Annotated in this window: 24 protein-coding genes; 19 read left to right on the top strand and 5 right to left on the bottom strand. The window is 61.9% G+C overall.

The genetic code is table 11. From position 1 onward, the window contains the following. Window positions 1-416: 416 nt before the first annotated feature. The 18 genes from ACWIKB_RS28870 (at window position 417) to ACWIKB_RS28785 (ending at window position 16,160) form a co-directional block, all read left to right on the top strand. Window positions 417-2,381: a YncE family protein gene (locus tag ACWIKB_RS28870; protein ID WP_475270932.1), complete on the top strand. Its 1,965-nt coding sequence runs from the start codon at window positions 417-419 to the stop codon at window positions 2,379-2,381. A gap of 1 nt (window position 2,382) precedes the next feature. Next, on the top strand, window positions 2,383-3,036 hold the full coding sequence (locus tag ACWIKB_RS28865; protein WP_475270931.1) for an SCO family protein: 654 nt from the start codon (window positions 2,383-2,385) through the stop codon (window positions 3,034-3,036). Continuing rightward, on the top strand, window positions 3,033-3,653 hold the full coding sequence (locus ACWIKB_RS28860) for an SCO family protein (RefSeq protein WP_475270930.1): 621 nt from the start codon (window positions 3,033-3,035) through the stop codon (window positions 3,651-3,653). The genes ACWIKB_RS28865 and ACWIKB_RS28860 overlap by 4 nt, the downstream gene beginning before the upstream one ends. A 9-nt stretch (window positions 3,654-3,662) precedes the next feature. Continuing rightward, window positions 3,663-5,204, top strand: coding sequence for a cytochrome c/ABC transporter substrate-binding protein (locus tag ACWIKB_RS28855; RefSeq protein WP_475270928.1), 1,542 nt, complete (start codon window positions 3,663-3,665; stop codon window positions 5,202-5,204). 15 nt (window positions 5,205-5,219) lie between these two features. Beyond that, window positions 5,220-6,167: a peptidylprolyl isomerase gene (locus ACWIKB_RS28850; RefSeq protein ID WP_475270927.1), complete on the top strand. Its 948-nt coding sequence runs from the start codon at window positions 5,220-5,222 to the stop codon at window positions 6,165-6,167. Window positions 6,168-6,389: 222 nt separating this feature from the next. Continuing rightward, window positions 6,390-6,920, top strand: a complete 531-nt coding sequence (locus ACWIKB_RS28845) for a response regulator (protein ID WP_403016275.1) — start codon at window positions 6,390-6,392, stop codon at window positions 6,918-6,920. Window positions 6,921-7,004: 84 nt separating this feature from the next. Next, window positions 7,005-8,711: a GspE/PulE family protein gene (locus ACWIKB_RS28840; protein ID WP_475270926.1), complete on the top strand. Its 1,707-nt coding sequence runs from the start codon at window positions 7,005-7,007 to the stop codon at window positions 8,709-8,711. Next, complete coding sequence (locus ACWIKB_RS28835; protein ID WP_475270924.1) at window positions 8,692-9,495, top strand: hypothetical protein; 804 nt, start codon at window positions 8,692-8,694, stop codon at window positions 9,493-9,495. Before ACWIKB_RS28840 ends, ACWIKB_RS28835 begins: the two co-directional genes overlap by 20 nt. A 1-nt stretch (window position 9,496) precedes the next feature. Beyond that, the gene (locus ACWIKB_RS28830) at window positions 9,497-10,042 is read left to right on the top strand and encodes a PilN domain-containing protein (protein WP_475270922.1); all 546 of its coding nucleotides are present in this window, start codon (window positions 9,497-9,499) and stop codon (window positions 10,040-10,042) included. After that, complete coding sequence (locus ACWIKB_RS28825) at window positions 10,029-10,577, top strand: type IV pilus inner membrane component PilO (RefSeq protein WP_054054507.1); 549 nt, start codon at window positions 10,029-10,031, stop codon at window positions 10,575-10,577. Before ACWIKB_RS28830 ends, ACWIKB_RS28825 begins: the two co-directional genes overlap by 14 nt. Next, entirely contained in the window at window positions 10,577-11,083 is a 507-nt protein-coding gene (locus ACWIKB_RS28820) for a hypothetical protein (RefSeq protein WP_475270921.1), read from the top strand. The genes ACWIKB_RS28825 and ACWIKB_RS28820 overlap by 1 nt, the downstream gene beginning before the upstream one ends. Further along, window positions 11,080-12,912, top strand: a complete 1,833-nt coding sequence (locus ACWIKB_RS28815; RefSeq protein ID WP_475270920.1) for a secretin N-terminal domain-containing protein — start codon at window positions 11,080-11,082, stop codon at window positions 12,910-12,912. Before ACWIKB_RS28820 ends, ACWIKB_RS28815 begins: the two co-directional genes overlap by 4 nt. 2 nt (window positions 12,913-12,914) lie before the next feature. Beyond that, on the top strand, window positions 12,915-13,388 hold the full coding sequence (locus tag ACWIKB_RS28810; RefSeq protein ID WP_475270919.1) for a type II secretion system protein: 474 nt from the start codon (window positions 12,915-12,917) through the stop codon (window positions 13,386-13,388). Between the two features lie 4 nt (window positions 13,389-13,392). Next, window positions 13,393-13,767 carry a type II secretion system protein gene (locus ACWIKB_RS28805; RefSeq protein ID WP_054054499.1) on the top strand — a complete coding sequence of 125 codons (375 nt, stop codon included), beginning with the start codon at window positions 13,393-13,395 and terminating at the stop codon, window positions 13,765-13,767. Window positions 13,768-14,011: 244 nt separating this feature from the next. Then, the gene (locus ACWIKB_RS28800; protein WP_475270937.1) at window positions 14,012-14,467 is read left to right on the top strand and encodes a type II secretion system protein; all 456 of its coding nucleotides are present in this window, start codon (window positions 14,012-14,014) and stop codon (window positions 14,465-14,467) included. After that, window positions 14,464-14,853, top strand: a complete 390-nt coding sequence (csgE, locus tag ACWIKB_RS28795) for a curli production assembly/transport protein CsgE (RefSeq protein WP_403016292.1) — start codon at window positions 14,464-14,466, stop codon at window positions 14,851-14,853. Before ACWIKB_RS28800 ends, csgE begins: the two co-directional genes overlap by 4 nt. Then, window positions 14,850-15,269, top strand: a complete 420-nt coding sequence (locus ACWIKB_RS28790) for a curli assembly protein CsgF (protein ID WP_475270917.1) — start codon at window positions 14,850-14,852, stop codon at window positions 15,267-15,269. Before csgE ends, ACWIKB_RS28790 begins: the two co-directional genes overlap by 4 nt. A 30-nt stretch (window positions 15,270-15,299) precedes the next feature. Beyond that, window positions 15,300-16,160 carry a CsgG/HfaB family protein gene (locus ACWIKB_RS28785; protein WP_475270916.1) on the top strand — a complete coding sequence of 287 codons (861 nt, stop codon included), beginning with the start codon at window positions 15,300-15,302 and terminating at the stop codon, window positions 16,158-16,160. Window positions 16,161-16,879: 719 nt separating this feature from the next. Here the strand turns inward: ACWIKB_RS28785 and ACWIKB_RS28780 are convergent. The 5 genes from ACWIKB_RS28780 to ACWIKB_RS28760 form a co-directional block, all read right to left on the bottom strand. After that, window positions 16,880-17,092 (bottom strand): hypothetical protein, encoded by a 213-nt coding sequence (locus ACWIKB_RS28780; RefSeq protein ID WP_475270915.1) that lies wholly within the window; start codon window positions 17,090-17,092, stop codon window positions 16,880-16,882. A gap of 564 nt (window positions 17,093-17,656) precedes the next feature. Continuing rightward, the gene (locus ACWIKB_RS28775) at window positions 17,657-19,105 is read right to left on the bottom strand and encodes a curlin (protein ID WP_475270914.1); all 1,449 of its coding nucleotides are present in this window, start codon (window positions 19,103-19,105) and stop codon (window positions 17,657-17,659) included. A 28-nt stretch (window positions 19,106-19,133) separates the two neighbouring features. Beyond that, window positions 19,134-19,595, bottom strand: a complete 462-nt coding sequence (locus ACWIKB_RS28770; protein WP_475270913.1) for a curlin — start codon at window positions 19,593-19,595, stop codon at window positions 19,134-19,136. A gap of 60 nt (window positions 19,596-19,655) precedes the next feature. Next, window positions 19,656-21,902: an Ig-like domain-containing protein gene (locus tag ACWIKB_RS28765; RefSeq protein ID WP_475270911.1), complete on the bottom strand. Its 2,247-nt coding sequence runs from the start codon at window positions 21,900-21,902 to the stop codon at window positions 19,656-19,658. Window positions 21,903-21,937: 35 nt separating this feature from the next. Further along, the gene (locus ACWIKB_RS28760) at window positions 21,938-23,284 is read right to left on the bottom strand and encodes a hypothetical protein (protein WP_475270909.1); all 1,347 of its coding nucleotides are present in this window, start codon (window positions 23,282-23,284) and stop codon (window positions 21,938-21,940) included. A gap of 760 nt (window positions 23,285-24,044) precedes the next feature. On the opposite strand from ACWIKB_RS28760, the gene ACWIKB_RS28755 reads away from it, so the two are divergent. Next, a complete protein-coding gene (locus tag ACWIKB_RS28755; protein WP_475270907.1) occupies window positions 24,045-24,413 on the top strand; it encodes a DUF6124 family protein in 369 nt (122 codons plus the stop codon). Window positions 24,414-24,677 lie beyond the last annotated feature (264 nt).

Genomic DNA, 24,677 nt, shown 5'->3' with positions numbered 1-24,677 from the left:
GTGCCTTCGCTCCGGTATTCATCTGGGGGCATCGCCTACGGTCGGCTTCGCTTCGACCTCCTCTCGATGTGTGCGGCGTCGCCGCACGGCGCTACGCGCCCACCCCCAGATGAACACCTCCACTCAGCCTCCCGAAGGGGCGGGCAGAGCAAGATCAAGGGCAGGCGAGCTAACGCTCGGCCTGGAGTGGTGAGGAGCGGGGCGGTGTGCGCTGGGTTGCTTCTGTTTCTGCTTTTGTAGGAGCGAGGCTTGCCCGCGAAGGGAACGACTCGGTTTTGATGGTGTGGCAGATGACGCCTTCGCGGGCAAGCCTCGCTCCTACAGGCGAAGGGTATGACGCGGTTTTGGTGGTGTGGCGGATGGCGTCATTGCGAGCGGGGCATGGTGTGGCACAGATGGGTAACGGGAGACTCTTTATGAGCAGGACGATGAGAATTGCCGGGTGTGCGCTGGTTGTCGGGGCGGCACTGGTCTGGCTGGGTGTCTGGCGCACGACCACGCCAATACTGCTCAGCGAAGTCGCGCTGCCGGACACCTGGAGTGGTCAGTCGCTGGCCCGTGACGGGGTGGCGGTGGACTTCAAGGTGCGAGCGCTGGCCGAGGACGGTGTGCTGCGCGAAGGCGGGTTTGCCGATGTGCAGTTCCGCGTCACTGACAGCAATTCCGGCCAGCCGCTGTCGGGGGTGAATCCCGGCGCCTGGCTCGACCCGGAAACTATCGCCGCCGACCAGGCCCAGGGCCGTGAACAGAACTGCAAATCCCGGGTAGGGGTCTTCCTGAAATCCAGCATCGGCGCACGTCCGATGCTCGACCTGAACAGTTATTTCCTGCTGGTGATGAACCGCGATGCCAGCGTCTCGGTGGTCGATCCTTCAGTGTCGGTCGGCGGCATCACCAGCACCATGGCGCGCATCGATCTCAAGCAAGCGCCGATGGATTGGGTCACCACCAAAGACAACAAACGCGTCTTCATCTCGATGCCCATCGCCGGTGAAGTGGCGGTGATCGACAGTGAACAATTCAAACAGATCGACTCGGTCGCCGCCGGCAGCAACCCGGTGCGCGTGGCCCTGCAACCGGATGAGCGCCTGCTGTGGGTCGGCAACAATGCGAAAACCGCCGAGCAGTCCGGCATCACGGTGATCGACAGCCGCAGCCTCAAGACCCTGAAACACCTCGCGACCGGCAAAGGTCACCACGAAATCGCTTTCAGCAAAGACAGCCGCCACGCCTTCGTTACCAACCGCGACGACGGCACCCTGAGCATCATCGACATCGCCAGCCTGACCATCAGCCAGCAGCTCAAGACCGGCACCCACCCGTTGTCGGTGGCGTACTCGCCGCTGTCCCAAGCGGTGTATGTCGCCGATGGCCAGGACGGCAGCGTAACCGTGGTCGATACCAGCAGCCTCGCGGTGCGGCGGGTGATCAAACTGGGCCAGGGCCTTGGCCCGATGGGCTTCAGCGCCGACGGCCGCTTCGGCGTGGTGCTCAACACCCTGGAAAACCGCGCCGAAGTAATCGACGCCGCCACCGATGCGCGCATCCATTCAATCGACGTCTCCGCCGAACCCTACCAAGTGGTGTTCACCAAGGCCTACGCCTACGTGCGCGGACTCGCCTCGGCCAAGGTGACGATGATCAACCTGGCGTCCCTCGGCGAAGGTCGCACACCGATCAGCCAGGGTTTCGAAGCCGGGCCCCAGGCGCCACGGCTGGCCGGCGATTTGCCGCTCGCGTCGAGCCTGGCGGTGTCGCGGGACGATAACGCGGTGTTTGTGGTCAACCCGGTGGACAACACCACCTACTTCTACGCCGAAGGCATGAACGCGCCGATGTCCGGCTACCCCAATCGCGGGCAGGTTGCGCGGGCCGCGATGGTCATCGACCGCAGCTTGCGGGAAGTCGAGCCGGGGCTGTACAACGCGCGGATCAAACTGCCCCAGGCCGGGCGTTTCGACGTGGCGTTCCTGCTCAACCAACCGAACATCATTCACTGCTTCAGCGCCCTCGTGGAGCCGGACAAAAACCTCGCCCAACGCCCCGGCGTGCCGAAAGTGGAGTTCATGCTGGATAAGTCCACGGCGGACCTTGGCGACCCGTATGTCGTGCGCTTTCGCATCGTTGAGGGCCAACAGAAAACCCGGCGCAGCGGGGTCAAGGATGTGCAGGTGCGCTACTTCCGCGCCCCGACGTCCCGGGCCCAGGAAGTCGCGGCGCTGGATCTTGGCAACGGCGTGTATGAAGCGCCGGTGACCCTTGACCAGAGCGGCGCCTGGTACCTGCATGTGCGCGCGGCGTCCCTGGGCGCGAATTTCGATGACAAGACCTTTGCCAGCGTTCGGGTACTGCCCTGCGATGCTCACCGAAGAGGAAACTGACATGAACCGATTCGCACACCGTGGCTTGTTGACGTTCTGCCTGTTGGCCACCGGCATCGGCCAGGCCCTGGCGCATTCGGCGGATGAACACGCCGGGCACAACCCGCCGCTGGCCAAGACCCAGGAAAGCGCCCAGGTGAAATTCGCCGACGTCGCGCTGATGGACCAGAACGGCAAAGCGGTACGCCTGGAAAAGGACCTGATCAGCAACAAAATCGTGGTCATGAGCTTCATCTACACCAGCTGCACCACGGTGTGCCCGGTGGTGTCGTCGATCATGGGCAAGGTGCAGAAACAGCTCGGCGCTCGGGTCGGCAAAGAAGTGCAACTGGTGTCGATCAGCATCGATCCGCAACGCGATGACCCCAAACGCCTGAGCGACTACGCCCGCAGTTTCCAGAACGGACCGGGCTGGAGCTGGCTCACCGGCAGCCCGCAGTCGGTGAACGAAACCCTCAAGGGCCTCGGCACCTTCAACGGCGACTTCAAGAACCACGCGCCGCTGATCATGGTCGGCGACGGCAACAGCCGCCACTGGACCCGTTATTACGGCTTCACCGACCCGACGGTGCTGACCCGTGAAGTGGAAAAACTCAGTGGCCAACGCAATGCCCACGCCAAACACACCGCCATCGCCATGGAGACACAGCCATGAAAGCGCTTATTTTGATCTTCCTGACCATGTGCTTTTGCGTGATCAGCTTCTTGGCGTTTTCCCACGAACAGCACGAGGAGCCGACACCGGCGGTGACCGCCGCCGCACCGGCAACCGGCACTCGCGACGCGAAAACCTGGTTCACCGACACGCCATTGCAAGACCAGAATGGCAACACCCTGCGCTTCTACAGCGATGCCCTGCAAAACCGCGTGGTGCTGCTCAACGTGATTTTCACCAGCTGCACCGATGCCTGCCCGCTGATCACCCGCAAGCTCAAGGAAGTGCGCGAAGTGCTGGGCGACAAGGCCGACGGCATCACCTTCATTTCCCTTACCAGTGATCCGCTGCGGGACACCCCGGCGGTACTCAAGGCTTACACCTTGAAGCAGGGCGTCGATGGCCCGCACTGGCTTTTTTTAACCGGCGACAAGGCGCAAATGGATCTGGTCCTGGGCCGCATCGGCCAGATCGTGCCGACCCCCGAGCAACATTCCACGCAACTGATCGTCGGTGACGTGGCCAACAAACGCTGGAGCAAGATCCGTCCCGATGCCCCGGCCGCCGCCATTGCCCAGCGCTTGCAGTTGCTGACAATGCCTGTGGTCGGTCGCTGAGTCCGGGCCATGAACATTGCCCTCCTGATCCTTCTCGCCAGCTTCAGCCTGAGCTCTAGCGCGTTGCCGCTGAGCCCCAGCGAAAGTGCGGGCAAACGCTTGTACCGCGAAGGGCTGTCAGGCAGTGGCGAGCCGGTGATGGCGCGGGTCGGTGCGGCGGATATTGTGCTGCCGGCCACCAGCCTGCCGTGCGCCAATTGCCACGGCGCCGATGGCCAGGGCCGGGCGGAGGGCGGGGTGCGGCCACCGGATCTGAACTGGTCGCGGCTCAGCAGTGTTTATGGTCAACAGCAGGTCAATGGCCGCGATTACCCGGCCTACACCGAGGGCACGCTGGCCCGGGCGATTCAGGAAGGACGCGACCCTGGCAACAATCGGCTCGACCCGGCCATGCCGCGGTTCGTGCTGTCGATGAAGGATCAACGCGACCTCAGCGCCTACCTCAAGCGCCTGGGTGAAGATCGCGATCCAGGCTTGAGTGCCGACAGTCTGCACTTGGGCACCTTGTTGCCGAGCCAGGGACCGTTGAGCGATGAAGGCGCGACGGTGGCGGCGGTGCTTGAGGGCAGCATCGCGCGGATCAACGGGGCGGGCGGGATTCATGGCCGCATGTTGCGCCTGACTATCCTCGACCCCGGTCCGGACCGCGTCAGTGCCGAACAGGCCCTGGACCGGTTGATCGACCAGGAACAAGTCTTTGCCCTGATCGCGCCGTTGGTTCCGGCACTGGATACCGAACTGGCGGCACGCCTGGAACGGGCTGGGGTCCCGCTGATCGGGCCGCTGTCGTTACTTGGCACCGCCCAGGCCAGTCGGCAGATTTTCGAACCGCTGCCAGGTTTGCGCGAACAACTGATCGCCCTGGCCGACTACGCCACTGACAGTCTGCGGGTGCTGCCGGGGCCGACGCTGATTGCCTACCCGGATGACCCCGGCCAACGGCTGGCGGCGCAGAGTCTTGGCCAATATTTACAGGCTCACGCCTGGCAGGACGTGCGGCTGCAAGCCTACAACTCGGCCCAGGACGAGTTGCCGCTGGGCTCGCGGTCGGTGTTTTACCTAGGCAGCAGCAGTGGCTTCAGTCGCCTGGCCGAACGCTTGCAGACGGCGGGGCAGGTGCCTTACCTGTTCGCCGCGTCGAACCAGGTGGCGGGGGAGTTGCTGCAAGTGCCCAGCGGGTTTTCCCGGCGGGTGTTCCTCGCTTATCCGTTCGTGCCCAGCGACTGGACCCAGTCTGGGCGCAAGGCCTTGACGTTGTTGCGCGAACATCAGGGCCTCGGCGGCGAACACGCGGTGCTGCAAGTGGGGGCGTTCAGTTCGATGCTGCTGTTCAGCGAAGGCATGAAGCAAGCCGGTCGCGATGCCAGCCGCGAAAAGCTCATCAGCGCCCTCGAAAGCCTGCACGACTTCGACACCGGGCTGACCCCGCGGATCAGCTTCGGCCCCGGCCGGCGCCTGGGCCTGAACGGCGCGCATATCGTTACCGTGGACCTGACCGACCAACGCTTTTATCTGGTCGCGCCCTACAAACCCATTGCCGCTACACCTTGAACGGAGGCTTCGATCATGAAGACGCTACTGTTGCTGCTGATGCTTTGGGTGCCCGTGGCCTTCAGCAATAACGGGCCGGCCGCCGCGCGGGTTAATGGCGCGGAGATTTCCGAGTTTCGACTGGAGCGCTATTTCGCCGAATACCTGGAAGACCAGGGGCGGGCTGTCGCCAGCATTCGCAATCCCAAGGCCTATAAGCAGATGCGTCAGGCCGCCCTCGATGCACTGATCGACAAAGAGCTGTTGTGGCAGGAGGCAGTCAAGCGCGGGGTGGTGATCAGCGATGTCACGGTGCAAAGCCAAGTGGCGCTGACCCGTCAGGCCATCGGTGGCGCCGAGGTGTTCGCCCGCAAGCTGCAAGATGCTGGTTTCGATGAGGCGAGTTTTACCGAATACACCCGACGCGAACTGGCCGCTCAAGAGGTCTTCGCCGACCTCACCCGAGTGGCGGAGCCGGACGAAAAACAGGTTCGCGCCTTCTTCGAAGCGCACCGCGCCGAGATGGGCAGCCCGGAGCAAATCCAGGCCCGGCATATCTTGATCAAAGTGCCCCAAGGGGCGGATGCCGCCACAGTCGAAGCCGCGCGACTACGCTTAGAAGAGCTACGTGTACAAATCGCCGGAGGGGCGGACTTCGCCAACGTCGCCCGCAGCGCTTCAGAAGACACTTCGGCCAGTGCTGGCGGGGACTTGGGCTATTTCGCGCGCGGGCGCATGATGCCTGAATTTGAAGCGGCGGCGTTCGCCTTGAAGACGGGGCAGGCCAGTGAACCGGTGCGTACTTCGGTCGGCTGGCATTTGATTTATTTACAGAACCACAAGGAGGCGGCGGATGTCACAGAGGAGCAGGGGCTTGAAACAGTCCGGGTGTACCTTGCCCGACAGCAAAAGGTCCAGGCTCGTCGAGACGTTCTGGCGCAATTGCGTTCCAGCAATCGAATCGAGCGGATTGACGATGATTGAACGTTCCCCCCCAATAGTGGGGAAAAGCTTCAGTGCCAATCCATGTGCTTCCCCGTCTTTGGGGGGAGGGGATACTGGACGACTTGGCATTGTCTTCAAATTCAAGGACATGAAGAGATAAAAATACCGGCGCTCAGCCTGGCATGAAGTGTGCGTTAGCCCTTGTAAGGCGCTCACTCCGCCAGGCTCGGTACTCGGACCTGCGGTTTCAAGGAGTCGACCTTGTTAAACAAAGTACTGGTTGTCGAAGACGAACAACTGCTTGCCGAAAACCTCAAGGATTACCTTCAGGCGCAAGCACTGGACGTCCGGATAGCTCACGACGGTGCCATGGCAATCGGCGAAGCCGAAAGTTTTGCACCTGATGTGATGGTGTTCGATTACCGCTTGCCGGATATGGAAGGCTTTGAGGTGCTCGATGCCGTCCGCCAAAACAGGAAGTGTCATTTTGTGCTGATCACCGGGCACCCAACCGCTGAAGTCTGTGAGCGGGCCCGACAGTTAGGTGTCAGCCATATCCTGTTCAAACCCTTTCCATTGGCGGAATTGGCCCGTGCAGTCTGCGACCTTCTAGGGATGGAGCGCGAAGCCAAAGCAGGCGTGAGCACTTCTGAAGGTTTCGTCGAACGACGCCAGAGCAGGACCGAGAGTTTCCCGCTGCAGTTGTACGACGGTAGCTGGGTGCTGGCGGATCGCCGACGAACATCGGCCTCGCTGGCACCGGACGACGAACAATTGCTCACCGGGGAGTAGTGGCGCGACACGACGTTCCGGCTCCCGCCGCAATGGCCTGCCGCGCCGACAGGGCTTTAAGCCCCCGGCGTTGGAGAGCAAGCCATGGAACGTCTATCACTTGCCGTCGAACCGGCACCGTTGGAGTCTGTACCGTCACGCTTTTCCAGTGAGCAATTGGCCCAGGCGCGGATCCGGGCCGCCAGTTCCGGCGAACGGGTACTGGACGCCCTCGGGGTGTTGTGCGAACTGGCCCCCATGCCGTTTATCCAGTGTCTCGGCGCAACCCTGCATTACCCGGTGCTCGACACCGACACGCTGTTCCAGGCTACTCCCGTGTTTGACCGGGTCACCCTGGCCCAATGCCTCAAGCGCGAATTCATCCTGCTGCGCCACGCCGACGAAGTCATCGGTGTGTTCGCCGACCCGTTTGATACCTCGCGCCTGGCCTGGATCGACGATTGCCTGCACGGTGCGCCGCTGTACCTGGTGCATGCCGACGATCTGAAAGCCTACCTGGCCCGTCACGAAGAAAGCTTCCACGCGGTGGAGTCGCTCAACGCCCAGGCCGACGCGAATGTCGAGATCGACAACCTGCAAAGCCTGTCCCTGACCAGCATCAGCGAAGACGCGAGCGTGGTGGTCAAACTGGTCAACTCGACCCTCTACGACGCGCTGAAAATGCACGCCAGCGACATTCATTTGGGCACCACCGGCAGTGGCCTGGTGATCAAGTACCGGATCGATGGCGTACTCAACAACATCAGCAAGATCCAGGGCAGCGAGTTCGCCGAACAGGTGATTTCCCGGGTCAAGGTCATGGCCGAACTGGACATCGGCGAGAAACGCGTGCCCCAGGACGGTCGCTTCAAAATCGGCATCAGTGGTCGGCAGATCGACTTCCGGGTGTCGATCATGCCGAGCATTTTCGGTGAAGACGCGGTGCTGCGGGTGCTGGACAAACAGGACCTGGCGGACAAAGTCAGTGGCGTGCAGTTGCAGGCCCTGGGCTTCGAAGAAGACACCCTCAAGCAACTGCGCCGCCTCGCCGCCGAACCCTACGGCATGGTGCTGGTGACCGGCCCCACCGGCAGCGGCAAGACCACCACGCTCTACGCGATGATCACCGAGATCAACCACGGCGTGGACAAGATCATCACCATCGAAGACCCGGTGGAATATCAACTGCCGGGCGTCCTGCAAATACCTGTGAATGAAAAGAAAGGCCTGACCTTCGCCCGTGGCTTGCGCTCGATCCTGCGCCACGACCCGGACAAGATCATGGTCGGTGAAATCCGCGACCCCGACACCGCGCAGATCGCCGTGCAATCGGCGCTCACCGGCCACCTGGTGTTCACCACCATCCACGCCAACAACGTGTTCGATGTGATCGGCCGATTCACCCAGATGGAAATCGACCCCTACAGCCTGGTCTCGGCGCTCAACGCAGTGCTGGCCCAGCGGCTGATTCGCCTGGTGTGCGCCAGTTGCAGTGCACCGCACCAGCCCACCGATGAAGAACTGCAACTGTCCGGCCTCGACCCGCAACACGTCGGCCACTACCACTTCGTGCATGGCAAGGGCTGCGGCCATTGCCGGGGCACCGGTTACCGCGGGCGCACGGCGATTGCCGAGCTGCTGCACCTGGACGACGAGCTGCGGCAAATGATTGTCGAGCGCCAACCGATTTCGAAAATCAAGGCCCACGCCTGCAAACGTGGCTTGCGCCTGTTGCGCGAGTCGGCGCTGGAACTGGTGCAAGCGGGGCGTACTACGCTCGAGGAGATCAATCGTGTCACTTTTGTCTCGTGATCGTTATGTCGCCGTGCTCGGCGCCAGTGGCGTCGGCCTCGGTCAGCGCCAGGGCAGCGACACCCGCTGGCTGGGCAGCGTCGGTTTTATCGACGAAGGCTTCCACGCCTGGGCCGTTGCCCTGGAAACCCTCGACCGTTTGCTCGGCGAGCATGCCCGTGCCGGTGCCGAGTTGAGCGTGGTGATTTCCGGGCACTTCAGCCGCTTTTGCCTGGTGCCCTGGAGCGACCAGATCAGCAGCCCCGACGAATTGCTCGGTTTCGCTCAGCTGTGTTTCGAAGACCTCTACGGCGTGCCGAGCCAACCCTGGAGCCTGGTGCTCTCGGCGGAACCGGCGGGCTACGACCGCATCGCCTCAGCCTTGCCCCAGGACTTGCTGGAACGCCTGCGCAGCCTGGTCAGTGCTCGTGGTTTGCGCTTGCGTTCGGTGCAACCGTACCTGATGGCGGCGTTCAACCACTTCGATAAAAGCTTCGACGCCGGGGACTTCCTGTTCGTCGTCGCCGAGCCGGTGCGCAGTGTGTTGCTGCTGGCCCGGGAAGGGCGCTGGACCTCGGTGCGCTCGGTGGGCAGCAGCGACAGCGATGTAGCTCTGACCGCGCTGATTGGCCGGGAAAACCAGTTGCAAGCCTCTAGCAGTGAACGGCCACTGAACGTCTACCTGCACGCGCCGGCTCGCATCGACTCACAACCCGAAGTGCCAGGCGTACACCTGCGGACCCTTGAAGAAGACCGGACCAACGTACGGGATTGCCTGTACGTGATGTCCCGGGCGGTGGCCTGACATGCGCGCCCTGACTCTCGACTTTCAGCCGCGCCGCCGCTCGGGTCCCTTGGGCTGGAGCCTGTTGACCGCCGGCATGGCGCTGACCCTGGCGTGCTTCTTCGCCCAGCAGCACCTCGACCAGCAATCCTCGCAACAACAAGGCCACTTGCAACACGCCCAGCGCGAACTCACTGGCGATACCGGTGGCAAAGTCGGCCTGACCCCGGCCGAGACCCGCGAGCAAGCACAAAACCTCGCTGAGATGCGCAAGGTGTCACAGCAACTGCGTCGGCCATGGGAACGCTTGTTCGCCATGCTCGAAGCCATGCCTCGCGACGACATCGCCTTGCTGACCCTGACCCCGGACGCGCGCAAAGGCCAGGTGCGAATCAGCGCCGAGGCGCGGGACCTGGAGGCGATGCTCGAATTTCACCAGCGTCTGGAAGCCAGCGACGAGCTGTCGGACGTGTCACTGCTGAGCCACGAAATCGTCGCCAACGTGCCGGAACACCCGGTGCAATTCAACCTGTCGGCGACGTGGGAGATTGGCGATGCGAATCCCTAGACTGATCGTGCACGAATACCTTCAAGGCCTCGGGATTCCGGGCCTGGCCGGGATGGCGCTGGTGGCGGTGGCGCTGATGTATGCCCTGGCCGGGCTGGTGCCAGACTGGCAGTCGCTGCAAACCCTCAGCCAGCAAACCCGCGAAGCCGGCGAGTACCTGGCCAAGGTGGAAGACGGCAGCGTCGCGCCACCGGTGGTGCCGCAACGGCAACTCGACGACTTTCGCAGCAAGTTGCCGTCGCAGCCTCAAGCGACTGTAGCCATCGACAAGATTTACGCCTTGGCCGCGCTGGAACACATCACCTTGGCCCGGGGTGAATATTCCCTGGGCATCGACCCCAAGACCCATCTCGCTCGTTATCAAATCCTGCTGCCAGTGCGCGGTAGCTATCCGCAACTGCGGCGCTTCCTGCACGCCTTGCTCGGCCAGTTGCCGGCGGTGGTGGTGGAGGACGTGGAGTTCCAGCGCAAAAAGATCGCCGACACCGACCTGACCGGGCGGATCCGCATGACCCTTTACTTGTCGAGGTCGTGATGAATACCAAACGCGTAGTGGGTTGGGTGGCGTTCTTCGGTGTGGCGGCGGCGCTGGCCTGGTTGCCGGATTACTTGCGGCAACCCGAGGACGGCGAGGTCAGCGTTGCGACCGTTGCCACCCCGGCCAAAAGCAAAACACCGGCTGCAGCCGCCAGCGTCAAGGCCGCGCCGATCAAGGACTTGAGCCCGTCCGGCGACCTGTTCGCCACCCGCAGCTGGAAGGCTGCACCGACGTTGGCCAGCGTCACCGAACAACCCGTCAACCTGACCCCGGTGGTGCAAACCCCAAGCGCACCAGCGATGCCTTTTCAGTTCGTCGGCAGGCTGCATAACCAATCCGACCTGCAAGTGTTTTTGCAGAACGGCGAAAAAATATACGTCGTACGCAAAGGGGATGTGATCGACGACACCTGGCGGATCGAGGGCATTTCCGATGTGGAATTGAGCCTGGTCTACCTGCCTCTGCATTTGTCCCAGACCTTGTCTGTGGGGAGCACGCAATGAACAGATCCCGTTTGCTGATGAGCCTGTGCCTGAGCACAGCACTGGCCGCATGCAGTTCGGCGCAAGTCGCCAACAAAGAAGCGTCCGACCTGATCGAACAAGGGCAGTACGAGGCCGGGTTGGCGCGAGTCCAGGAAGGCCTGCGGGAAAACCCGCGGGACACGCAATTGCACTTGCTGCTGAACACCGGTCGGGCCAAAGCGATCACCGCGCTGTTGACCGCTGGCGACACTGACCGCGCACGCCGGGACTTTCCAGCGGCTCGCCTGGCCTACGGACGGGTGCTGACCATCGAACCGAGCAACCGCCGCGCCCAGGATTCCCTGAAGCAACTCGACTACCTGCGCAGCCAGGACGACAAACTCGAACTGGCACGTGGCGACCTGCGTCGGGGCGACATCTACGGCGCCGACCGTCAGGTCAAACAGATGCTCGAACTCGACCCGAAAAATGAAGGCGCCCTGGAGCTGCAAGGCAACATCCGCCTGGTGCAGAGCCGCAACGTGGTGCCGTATCCACAACTGCGCACTCGCCTTGATCGGCCGGTGACCCTGGAGTTTCGTGACGCCAACCTGAAAACCATTTTCGAAGTGCTGTCCCAGGTCGCCGGGCTGAATTTCATCTTCGACAAAGACCTGCGTCCAGACATGAAAGCCACGATCTTCGTGCGTGACGTGCGCATCGAAGACGCCGTGGAACTGCTGCTCCAACAAAATCAGCTGCACCAGAAAGTGGTGAACGAAAACACCGTGCTGATCTACCCGGACTCGCCGCAGAAGCTCAAGGATTATCAGGAGCTGGTGATGCGCACCTTCTACCTGACCAGCGTCGATGCCAACACCGCGTTAAACATGATCAAGACCATGCTCAAGACCCGCGACGTGTTCGTCGATGAACGCCTCAACACCTTGACCATGCGCGACACCGAAGATGCGGTGCGCATGGCCGAGAAACTCCTGCAATCCCAAGACCAGTCCGACCCGGAAGTGGTGCTGGAAGTGGAAGTGATGGAAGTCGCCACCCAGCGCATTCTCGACCTTGGGCTGCAATGGCCGAGCACCTTCGGTGTGGTCAACAGCGACGGTTCGGGGGTGACGATTCTTGATCAACTGAAGGGCATCAACTCCAGCCGGATCTCCATTTCGCCGTCGCCACAAGCCAAGATCAACGCCCAGGACAACGACATCAACACCCTGGCCAGCCCGGTGATTCGCGTGAGCAACCGTGAACAGGCGCGTATCCACATTGGTCAGCGCGTGCCGATCATCAGCGCCACCTCGGTGCCTTCGACTCAGGGGCCGGTGATCACCGAAAGCGTCACTTACCTCGATGTCGGTCTGAAGCTGGAAGTGCAGCCGATCGTGCACTTGAACAACGAAGTGGCGATCAAGATTGCCCTGGAAGTGAGTAACGCCACGCCGCTGGAACCGACCCGCCAGGGCACGATTCCGGTGCAGGTCGATACCCGCAACGCCCAGACCACTTTGCGTCTGCACGACGGTGAAACGCAGATCCTGGCGGGGCTGGTGCGCAATGACCACGGCGCCACCGGCAACAAGATTCCGGGTCTTGGCGACATCCCTGGGCTGGGCCGCTTGTTTGGCAGCAACAAGGACACCGTCGGCAAATCGGAACTGGTGTTGTCGATCACCCCACGGATCGTGCGCAACCTGCCTTACCAGAGCCCGTCGGACATGGAATTCCAGACCGGCACCGAAACCAGCATGCACATCCAGGCGCCTGACCGTGGCATGGAGTCGGCGATTCGTACCGACGTCATGACCACACCGGTTGCCTCGTCCGCCCACGTTGTCGTCGAGAAGCCTTGATCATGAACGCCTCCCAGCGCGGTTTTACCTTGATTGAAGTCGTGGTGACGCTGGCCCTGATCGGCCTGTTGGCCGGCATGGCCGCGCCCCTGACCGAAACCGTGGTACGGCGTGGCAAGGAGCAGGACATGCGCGCGGCGCTGTACCAGATTCGCGACGCCATCGACGCTTACAAACGCGCCTTTGACGCCGGCTATATCGAGAAGTCGCTGAACAGCAGCGGCTACCCGCCCAACCTGCAAGTGCTGGTGGATGGCGTGCGCGATGTGCGCAGCGCCAAGGGTGCCAAGTTCTACTTTTTGCGCCGGGTGCCTCACGACCCGCTGCTGCCGGTCAAGCGTAACGACGACGGTGGCTGGGGCCTGCGCTCCTACGACAGTACGGCTCAAAACCCACGGGAAGGCGAAGACGTGTTTGACGTCTACTCCAAAGCCCGGGGCAAGGGCCTCAACGGCATTGCCTACCGCGAGTGGTGAACCTATGCGCCGGGAAAAAGGTTTTACCCTGCTGGAACTGATGGTGGTCATGGCCATTATCGCGACCCTGATGACCATCGCCTTGCCGCGCTATTTCAGCAGCCTGGAAGCGTCGAAAGAGACCACGTTGCGCCAGAGTCTGTCGGCGATGCGTGAGGCGCTGGATCACTATTACGGCGACACCGGGCGCTATCCCGATTCCATCGAGCAGTTAGTTGAGCAGCGCTATTTGCGCAACCCGCCGACCGACCCGATTGCCGAGCGCAAGGACCTCTGGGTCCTGGTCGCGCCACCGGACGGTGTGCCGGGCGCAGTGGCCGATATCAAAAGCGGTGCTACCGGGAGGGCGCGTGATGGCAGCCTTTATTCCGAGTGGTAGGCCTGCGGGTGAAAACCTGTGGCAGTTGGGGCTCTTGTGGCGAGGGGGCTTGCCCCCGTTCGGCTGCGCAGCAGTCGCAAAACCGGTAAATGCGGTGAGTCTGGCAAAACAAGAGCTGGGGCCGCTGCGCGACCCAACGGGGGCAAGCCCCCTCGCCACAGCAAGCCCCCACTCCACAGGGAAACAGCATTACGGCAACGAGGGTGGTTTCACCTACCTGGGCGTGCTGTTCCTGATTGTGCTGATGGGCATGGGGCTGGCCAGCGCCGGGGAGTTGTGGTCCACCGCCTCGCGGCGAGATCGCGAACGCCAGTTGCTGTGGGTCGGCACCCAATACGCCCAGGCGCTGCGCAGCTATTACCGCAGTTCGCCGGGGCTGGCGCAGTACCCGAAAGAGCTGCAAGACCTGTTGCAGGATGAACGCTTTCCAAGCCCCAGACATCATCTGCGCCAGCTCTACCCGGACCCGATCGGTGGCGGCGAATGGACGTTGATGCGCGGGTTCGACGGGCGCATCACCGGCCTCTATTGCCCGTCCACCGACACACCGCTCAAGCAGACCGATTTCCCCAGCCAATGGTCCGATTTCGTCGGCATGGCGAGCTACAAGGACTGGCAGTTCGTGGCCGAGAAAGCCTTTCTCGATGGCGCATCTGGCCCGAAACCCCAGTCGTTGACCCCACAGGCGTTGGCGCCATGAACCGATATTGCCTGGCACTGCTGCTGATGCTGCTGAGCCCTTTGGCCCCGGCCGGCGAGGAGGACGAAATGATGGGCTTCATCGTCGACGACACGATCTCGCATATCGGCCACGACTTTTATTACTCGTTCAGTGAACGCCTGCGCGCCACCAGCCCGATGGATTTCAACCTGGTGGTGCGCGAACGACCCTCGGCCCGCTGGGGCAGCCTGGTGACCGTGGAATATCAACAACGCTTGGTTTACCGGCGCTTCCTGCCGCCGAACACCGTGGAACTCAAGGACGACGCGTATGACGCCGCCGACTGGGTCCGGGTGCAGATTGTCCAGCGCAAGCTGGAAACGTTATTGCAGGACACCACCGACCTGGAGAAGGACGAATTATGAACAAGAAAACGTTCTCACAGCGCACCGGCATTTGGCTTCTCGGGTTGGGCAGTTGCGGCCTGGTCCATGCCACCGAGCTGGTCTACACGCCGATCAATCCGTCGTTCGGCGGCAACCCGTTGAACGGCACCTGGCTGCTCAACAACGCCCAGGCGCAAAACGACTTCGACGACCCCGACCTGAAAAAACGCGCCGCGGTGCCAGGCACCTCGGCCCTTGAACGCTTCACCAGCCAGCTGCAATCGCGGTTGCTGGGGCAGTTGCTGGACAACATCTCCACGGGCAACGCCGGGAGCCTGTCCACCGACAGTTTTATCGTCAACGTCATCGACGACTCCGGCGCACTGAGCATTGAAGTGACCGACCGAGCGAGCGGTGAAGTTTCGGAAATTCAGGTGAACGGCCTCAACCCATGACGGGATTCGGGCTGCCGGGGAGTTAAGGACATGAAAAATATAATTGTGCTAGGGCTGATGTTGGCGGCATTACAGGGTTGCAGCTTGCGCGACACCATGCCGGCCGAACAGGACACCGAATCACCGACCCTCACACCACGGGCGTCGACCTACTACGACTTGCTGAAAATGCCACGGCCAAAAGGCCGGTTGATGGCCGTGGTCTACGGCTTCCGCGACCAGACAGGGCAATACAAACCGACCCCGGCCAGCTCGTTCTCCACCAGCGTGACCCAGGGCGCGGCGAGCATGTTGATGGACGCCCTGCAGGCCAGCGGCTGGTTCGTGGTACTGGAGCGCGAAGGCCTGCAAAACCTGCTGACTGAACGCAAAATCATCCGCGCCTCGCAGAAAAAACCCAATACGCCGGTGAACATCCAGGGCGAACTTCCACCATTGCAAGCGGCGAACTTGATGCTTGAAGGCGGGATCATTGCCTATGACACCAATGTGCGCAGCGGTGGGGAAGGGGCACGGTACCTGGGGATTGATCTCTCCCGGGAATATCGGGTGGACCAGGTCTCGGTGAACCTGCGGGCGGTGGATGTGCGCAGCGGGCAGGTGTTGGCGAACGTCATGACCAGCAAAACGATTTACTCGGTGGGCCGCAGCGCCGGGGTGTTCAAGTTTATCGAGTTCAAGAAATTGCTTGAGGCAGAGGTGGGCTACACCACCAACGAACCGGCGCAGTTGTGTGTGCTGTCGGCGATTGAAGCGGCGGTCGGACATCTTTTGGCCCAGGGGATCGAGCGGCATTTGTGGCAAGTGGCGGGGGATAATTCCACGCCTGTGCAGGATGAGACGCTGGGGCGGTATTTGAGCCAGAACAAGGTTGATCCGGAGAGTGAGTGAGTCGAGGCGGCCTTCGGGCCGACCTGGCTCTTGCTGACTGAGTGCATATCCATTCCAGCGGTAACGGCGGCTGGCGGTTTCGCCCTTACGGCGAGTCCCTTTTGGCAGACGCCCCAAAAGGAACCAAAAGGTCTCGCCCCGGCGTCCGGCCCCTCGCTTAGGCTCGGCGTGCCTTCGCTCCGGTATTCATCTGGGGGCATCGCCTACGGTCGGCTTCGCTTCGACCTCCTCTCGATGTGTGCGGCTTCGCCGCACGGCGCTACGCGCCCACCCCCAGATGAACACCTCCACTCAGCCTCCCGAAGGGGCGGGCAGAGCAAGATCAAGGGCAGGCGAGCTAACGCTCGGCCTTGAGTGGTGAGGAGCGGGGCGGTGTGCGCTGGGTTGCTTCTGTTTCTGCTTTTGTAGGAGCGAGGCTTGCCCGCGAAGGCGTCCTGACAGACGACCTGTCTCATTCGGGTGTACATCGTTTCACTGTGGGAGCGAGCCTGCTCGCGAAGGCTTTGGGTCTGCTACGCAGCCCAGCGGGAGCAAGCTCCCTTGCCACAGAATGAGTTCGGCAGATAGACCGAGTTATCGTTCTTCGCGAGCAAGCCCGCTCCCACATTGGATCTTCATGGGGCACAAGTTCTGTGACCACCACAAATCCCCTGTGGGAGCGGGCTTGCTCGCGAAGGCTGCCTGATAGTCGGCCAGTATCTGGCGGATGTGGCCCGGAATTAACTAAACGCAAATATCCGCTCAATAATTTTGAGCGCTGATTTTCCGTCCGCTTCATACAAACCTTCTAATTGCTGCTGATCAGAAAGTCGGTGCAGTTTGAAATGGTTGTAGAGCGCTTGACCAAATCGCTGTCCGCTGAAAAGTCCTGCGCTGTACATGGCCTGGAAATTTTCGTAGGCGCTTTTTTCGATCTCCAGTTCATTAGCCATCGTATCGATCGATTTTAAAGTTGGGGTCGAGAGAGTAGGCGACGTGCTTCTGGTTTGTCTCGTGAAACCAGTGCATGTGGTGCGTCTGAGTGCACGCGTTTGCAATGGTTTTGGCCTGCTGCGCAGCCCCGCATGAGCCACAGTGAGTGGCTGTCTGGTGGACCGCGTTATCGTTCTTCGCGAGCAAGCCCGCTCCCACACTTGATCTCCATGCAACACAAATCCCATGACAGCCACAAATCCCCTGTGGGAGCGGGCTTGCCCGCGAAGGCTGACTGCCAGACAACCCATCTCCAGCGAATGTACTCAGAACCCCTGTGGGAGATTCTATGTTGCAGGGCAACCCTGTAACTTCAAGCCAGGCAGATAGACCTCGTTATCGTTCTTCGCGAGCAAGCTCGCTCCCACATTGGATCTGCGCGAGACGCAGATTCTGTGTACGACGAAGATCGACTGTGGGAGCGAGCCTGCTCGCGAAAGCGCCCGGACAGTCACCCAGTCTCCCACAGGCACAAAAAAAACCGCGACCCCACTGAAAGGGCCGCGGTTTTTTATGCCCCGCGATTATTGTTGCAGCACAGTCGCCTGGTTAGCGCTGCCAAACTGCTGCACCGTCGCCATTTGCGTCATGCCGCTCTGATCCACATTGGCAATGTTCCCCGTCCCGCCCTGGGTCACATACGCCACGTTCATAGTGTCAGCCTGTTTGACGGTGATCTGGTTATCACTGCCATACAACTGCGCGGTGTACGCCTGGTTGCCGGTGCCGGATTGATCGAACTCAGTGCTGTTCCCCGAACCGTTGGAAGAACCCTGCGCCAGGTTGGTGGTGCCGCGCTGGTCGGCGATGAGGATGTTGTCGCTGCCGTTCTGGTCGAAGTACAGCTCGTTGTAAGAATCAGCCTGGCTGACGGTGGTTTTGTTGCCGGTGCCGGTCTGGTTGGTGGTCATGATGTGGCCGACGCCATCCTGGGTGAAGCTCGCCACGTTGTTGGTGCCGTTCTGGTTGATGGTCGCGCGTTGGTTGCTGCCGAACTGGCCGCCCAGTTGCGGGCCTTTCCAGTTGCTGGCGTAGACCTTGTTGCCGTTACCCACGGAGGTGGCGTTGAGCACATGGCTGTCGCCGCTCTGGTAGGTGAAGTGCACGTTGCCAGTGCCTTGCTGGTACAGCGCGAGGGTCGAGCCCATGGACTCGAACTGGTCGGCATAGATCGCGTTGAGGTCGCCGACTTGCAGCACCTGCGCCACGTTGTTTTCACCGAAGCTTTGATCGACCACGGTTTCGTTGGTCTGCCCGTATTGGTTGATGGTGGCCTGGCTGGCGGTTTGTGTGTCTTGCCAGACTTCACTGGCGTTGAAGTCGCCGAACTGGTTGATGTTCAGGTTGCCCCCGATGCCATTGCGCTGGTCGCCGTAGGCGTAGTTGCCTTCGCCGGCCTGGTTGATGCCGATCTGGCCGCCCATGTGGCTGACCTGTTCGGCGGTCGCGTAGTTGGTGTTGCCGTACTGGATGATCACCGCGTTGTTGGCGATGCCCAGTTGAATCTGTTCGATGTTGGCTTCGTTGTTGTCACCGAACTGGAAGGTTTGGCCCGAGGTGGCTTCCTGGGAGTCCTGATAGACAAACGAGAAGTTGCCGCTGCCTTGCTGTTGTTGCAGCACCTGGTTTTCGCCGCTGCCGATCGATTGGCTGGCGTGGCTGGTGTTGTAGCTGCCGACCTGTTGTTGGGTGATGGTGCTGGTGTCTTCGAACAACTGCTCGGCGTAACCGGCGTTGTAATCACCGACCTGGGTCTGGTCGATGGTGCTGGTGGCGGTGTCTTGCACGGCGGCCGCGTCGTTGCCCTGGCCGAGTTGTTGTTGGGTGGCGGTGCTGAACGGCGCCGCAGTTTGTTTCACGTCGGCGATGTTGGCGGTACCGACCTGGTTCTGCGTGGAAACGCTGTCGTCGGCCAAGGCCTGGGCACTGACAATGACCAGGATGGCAGCGGTGAGGGGCGTCAATTTAAACATGATGAAACCTCCAAGGTTATTGCAGTGCTTAGCGATATTGTTTGACCGAAACGCTCATGCCGTTTCCGGACTGGGTCACGGCGCTGGAAAGCCCCGTGCCGGCCTGGTCGATGCTGGCGTCGTTGTTATTGCCGTTCTGCGAAATCTGCGCGCGGTTGTGGCTGCCGTTCTGCGTGATTGAGGCGGCGTTGCCGGAACCTTGCTGGGTGATCTGTGCCATGAGGTCGCTGCCCTGTTGCAGGATGTAGGCTTCCTGATTGCTACCCGACTGGACGATGCGTCCGAGCAGCCCCTGACCGTTCTGTTGCAGCAACGCGACGTTGGCCTGGCCGAGCTGGTTGATCAGCGCTTGCTGGCCAATCGGCGCGGGCAACTCGCCGAGGTCGGAGCTGGGGGCCAGGTCGTCGTTGTCCATCAAATCGTCGGCGCGCACGCCTGCACTGCTGCAAAGCAGAAGCAGGCAGAGCAGGGCGGCGGTCGGCGTTTGCATGGCGTTGTCCTTTGGGAACGGGCCTGCCCCGGCGTTCGGATCGAACGCCGGGGCGAGGGCTCAGAGCGTGGTCACCGACACCGAGCGTACGGTGCCTTGGGACGAGCGGATGGTCGCCGTCGGGTTAGCCGATGGGATCACGTCGGTGCTGTTGTTGATCGTCAGCCGCCAGCGTCCGGTCACCGGCACCGTTGTGGTGCCCAGAGTTACCAGCCCGGTCGGGGTGGTCACCTGGATGGTGATGGTGTTGCCGGTGGTCACCGATGAAGTACCGGCGAAGTCCCAGTTGAAGCGGTTGTTGGAGCGGGCCTGGACCGTGGCGGTGGTCACGGTGAAGGTTTCCGCGGCAGGTCTTGGCGAGACTTGAACGGTGACCGTCGCCGGGGCTGTCGACAGGGCGCCGAAGCTGTCCTTGGCGATGTAGGTGAAGGTCGTGGTGAACGCCGTGGTGACAGTGGCCGGTGGCGTGTAGGTGATCACGGTGCCGTCAGTGCTGACGGTGCCGCGACCGGCTGCCGGTTGGGTCAGGCTGGCGACGCCGAGCGGCACGTTGCCTTCCGGGTCGGTGTCGTTGGCCAGCACGTTGATCGGAATCGCCACGCCCAAAGTCGCGACACTGTCGTTGACCGCCACTGGTGGCCGGTTCGGCGCCACTGTAATGGTCACGGTCGCGGCGGTGGTCGAAGCCAGGCCTTTGACGTCCTGCGCCTTGTAGGTGAAGGTCGTGGTCAACGGCGTGGTGACGACGGCAGGCGGGGTGTAGACCACCGCCGTGGTGCCGCTCAACGCCACGGTGCCTTGCCCGGCAGCCGGTTGGGTCAGCGCGGTAATGCTCAGCGGCACGTTGCCGTCCGGGTCATTGTCGTTGGCCAGCAGGTTAAGGGTGATCGGCACCCCGAAACTGGTGGCACCAGTGTCAGCGACCGAGATCGGCGCCTGGTTTTCGCCGGTGTCCGGTGCGGTGCCGACGACCACGACGGGCTCGGTATCGCTGCCGCCCGCGGCGGATTTGACCGTGACGCTGGCCGGTGGCTGGGTCAGGTCGGCGACGGTGAGTTTTTGCAGGGTGCCGGTTTTCGACAGGCGTCCGTAGCCCTGGGCAACCATGTCAGGCACGGCCACTTCATCGGTCGAAGTCGCTTCGATCAGCAGGCTGTGGTTGCTCCAGCTGTAGCGCGCAGTCTGGATTTTCACCAGGTCCGTGAGCTTGCTGGATACAGCGGTGGGGCGCGTGGTGCCAGCCGGGTTGGTCGCGGTGACCACCACGGTTTTCGGCAAGGTGCCGGTGGCCAGGTGCTGGCCGAAGAATAAGCCATTGTTGTCGCCGATCAGGTTGGTCTGGCACGGCGAAACCGGTGGGCCGACTACCAGCGCGAGGGTGTCCCGGAAGCACAGGGTCGAGCCGTTGTTCGACTTGGCGAAGACTTCCACCCGCGTGCTGCTGCCGGTGCCGGAGGTCGTGCGGCGATAGGTCGCGCGGTTAATCTCCACGGCGGTTTGCGCGCGGTTGTCGAGGACCTTGCCGGCGACGGTAAACAAGGTGGTCTGGATGGTCCCGGCCGGCCCCTGGATGCGCACGAAGTTGGTGTTGAACGGGCTGCCGGTCACCGCTTCGGTGAGGTTCGGGTCGCCGACGTAGGTTTCGACGGAGCCGGTCTCCGGGTTCACCTCGGTGTAGGGGCCGTTGACGCTGCGCAGGAACGGCCCGATCTGACCATTCAACGCCCCGCTGAAATCACCGGGGGCGCCAATGCCGACATCCTTGGTGATGTTGATCGCCCGACGGCCAGGGGTGGTGACGTTCACCGTTTCCACGCCATACGGGTGGGTAACGGTGTAGGTCCCGGCGACGGGAATGTTCACCCGCATGCGAATCCGCGCGAAGCTTTGCTGATCGCCATCGGCAGGAGCGCCCGAGGCGAAGGCCGCTTCGATCCCGGCTACGTAGGCGTCCATCCCATAGCCGGCGGCGTTGTTGGGGATGTTGGTCTCGGCCAGGAACCAGAAGGATTCGTCTGGCCAGTTATCCGGGAACACTGTCGGCAGGGTGTCGTCGAAAATACCCGGCGTCGGCAGCAGGGTGCACATGTAGGCCGGTGGGACTGCAGCCGGCACCCGCGAGCTCGTGGCCTTGGACTGGCACAGTTCCATCGACAGCAGATTGTTGTCCTGATACCACATCGGGAATTTCCCGGTGGCGAAGGTGTAGGGGCCGGGATCGACTGCCGCCAGTTGCGCGAAAGCACTTCCCGACAGCGATAGCGTCAGTCCCAGGGCGTTGAGCGCCAGGCGTGGCCAATTGTTCATGATGCCTCCTGATACGGATCTGGGCATGAGAGCGTTCATTGCACGATGACCACTTCTTCGGTATCGCTGCCGCCATTGGATGACGTCACCCGAACCTTGGCCGGTGGAATCGGCGAGATCCCGGTGGCGAGGGTTTTCACCGCGCCGTCGCCACTCAGGGCGCCGATGGCAGCGCCAGTGCCCGAGGTGGCGGTGAGTACGGGCGGCGAGGTTTCGTCGCTGGTCGAGGCCACGAGCGTCAGTTGCCCGGTGCTCAGGCTGTATTCGGCGCGCGAAATCACCACCAGGTCCGTCAACGGCAGGGTCAGGGTCGTTGGTGTGCTGGTGGCGATGGCCAGGTGGTTGTCGGCGGTCACCTGCAAGGTGCTCGGCAAACTCGGGTTGACCGACGACTGCGCGTACCAGTTGCCGGTGGTATCGGCTTCGGTCAGGTGCAGCGCCGGGTTGTTGCTGTCCAGGGTCACGGTGGCCGGTGGTGGCGGGGCCATGACGAACACATCTTGTTGGGCCACCGGCGCACTGCTGCCGGCCTTGCGCGAGTAAGTGCCGCGCTGGGTGATCAGCGGCGTTGGCCGGACCACCGTGGACAACTTGCCGGACACCGCAAACACCGTAGTGCGCAGGTCCAGCCCATTGGGCCCTTCGATGCGGATGAAGTTGGTGTTGAACGGACTGCCAGTAACCGCTTCCGACAGGTTCGGGTCGCCGATGAATTTATCGGCGGCGCCGGTCACCGGGTTGGTTTCGGTATAGGGGCCGTTGACGCTGCGCAGGAACGGTCCGACATCACCCTTGAGGGCGCCGTCGTAGGTTTTCGGCGTGCCGATGCCGATGTCCCGGGTCATGTTGATCGCCTTGCGGCCGGGGGTATCGACAGTGAACGCTTCGACGCCGTAAGGGTGAGTGATGATGTAGGTGCCGGCGGTGGGCACGTCGACGCGAATGCGGATACGGGCGAAGCTGATCTGGTCGCCTTCCACCGGGTCGCCGCCGCTGAAAGCTGCTTCGAGACCGCTGACATAGTTCAGGTTGATGCCCCTGGCTGCATCGACAATCGCGCCGTCGGCGGTAAACCAGAACGCTTCGTCAGGGAAGTTGGTCGGGAAGACCATCGGTTTGGTGTCGTCGAAGATGCCCGGGGCGGGGATCAGCGAGCACATGTAGGTGGGCGCCCCCGGCGCACTGGGCACCCGGGAACTGACAGCCTTGGACAAGCACAGGTCGAGGGTTCGGCCGTGGGTGTCTTGATACCAGGCGGCGAACGAGCCGTTGGCGGGCAAATATGGGCCTGTATCGACCGCAAACAGCGCGGCCTGGGCAACGCCTTGGGCCAGAGCGGTAACGACCAGCGCGGCCGCGGTTTTGGACAGTAAAGGGTGCATGAGTTAATCCCTCTATCGGAGTGCCTGTCCCTTGGAGACGGGCCAGTTGAGAGGGCCAGCGCAAATTGCATACCAATTGGGGGGAATGGGCGGGAAAGGGCCGGGGTATGGGCGTCGAGGGTGGTCAGAGGGGTTGAGGGCTGGAAGTTGGAGCGGGCGAGTGTCCCCAGAATTGGGGGTGAGTGGGGCAGGTGGGGGATGGGGTAAATCTCGATTGCGGAACCACCGAACCAGTGGGCGAGAAAGCTTTCCTGTGGCGAGGGGGCTTGCCCCCGTTGGGCTGCGCAGCAGCCCCAGCTTTTAGGGTCGCTTCGCAACCCGGCGGGAGCAAGCTCCCTCGCCACAGGTTTGATGCGTACCGTCAGAAATTCTCTATTTTGGCGATGTTAAACACGTTTTCACGCACGCGTTTAAAGACACCCGGTGTTACGTCATAAACGGCTACAACGCCTTGCGCCGTTACCTACGCGTACGCCAGAATCGGCCGGCTTGTGCGGCTGTGGGGTGGGCTATATCGTTTCCGGGTCACTGCAAAACAGTGATCGGGTTTGGTAGCCCGCTTGAAAACATCCGCATGGCGACGCCTTATGCAGTCTCATTTTGGGACTCGGTTTTATATGGTGGTCATGCGTGGGGCTCCTTGTGAGCGCCGGGTTTCCCGTTTTCGACCGGTCTACCAACCCACGTATGGCCGCCACCCTCGTTTGGTAGCGAGAGTGATGGCTCCTCAATCTCAATATTGAAAATGGGAGCTTCATCTATGTTCAAAGTAACGCCCAATCCCCCGAATACTGATCCAGTACCGTACGACGCCTCTTTTGATCTTGACCCCAAGAAAATGAAAGCGGCGGCCGACCGCGCACTCAACTTCTACCTCAACCCCGGGGCGACGAAAACGCAGATACCGCCCCGCAAGCCCAACACCATCTTCACCATCGACGCAGCGGTGGATGACGAAACGTTGCTGGTCGACGCCAGCGAATCGTTGGCATCGGCCCGCGAGATCGTCAACGACCTCGCCGAGCTGGCGGACGGCCCGCGACGCCATACGATGCTGGTGCTGCACCGGGTGATCCTGATGGGTGAGTTAGCGGTCAATCGCGTACTGGATAACCACAAGCCTGGGTAGCAGCCAGGCACATCCCCCTGTGGGAGCGGGCTTGCTCGCGAAGGCGGTGTGTCAGCTGGATTAATGTCGGCTGACACACCGCTTTCGCGGGCAAGCCTCGCTCCTACATTTGATGGGTGTTGTTCGAAAAATTTGTGGCCGACACAGATCCCCTGTGGGAGCGGGCTTGCTCGCGAAGGCGGTGTGTCAGCTGGATTAATGTCGGCTGACACACCGCTTTCGCGGGCAAGCCTCGCTCCTACATTTGATGGGTGTTGTTCGAAA

This window comes from Pseudomonas sp. 5Vm1k, from assembly GCF_056161485.1.
The sequence above is the reverse complement of the archived record's forward strand: the minus strand, read 5'-3'. Positions and strand labels throughout refer to the sequence as shown.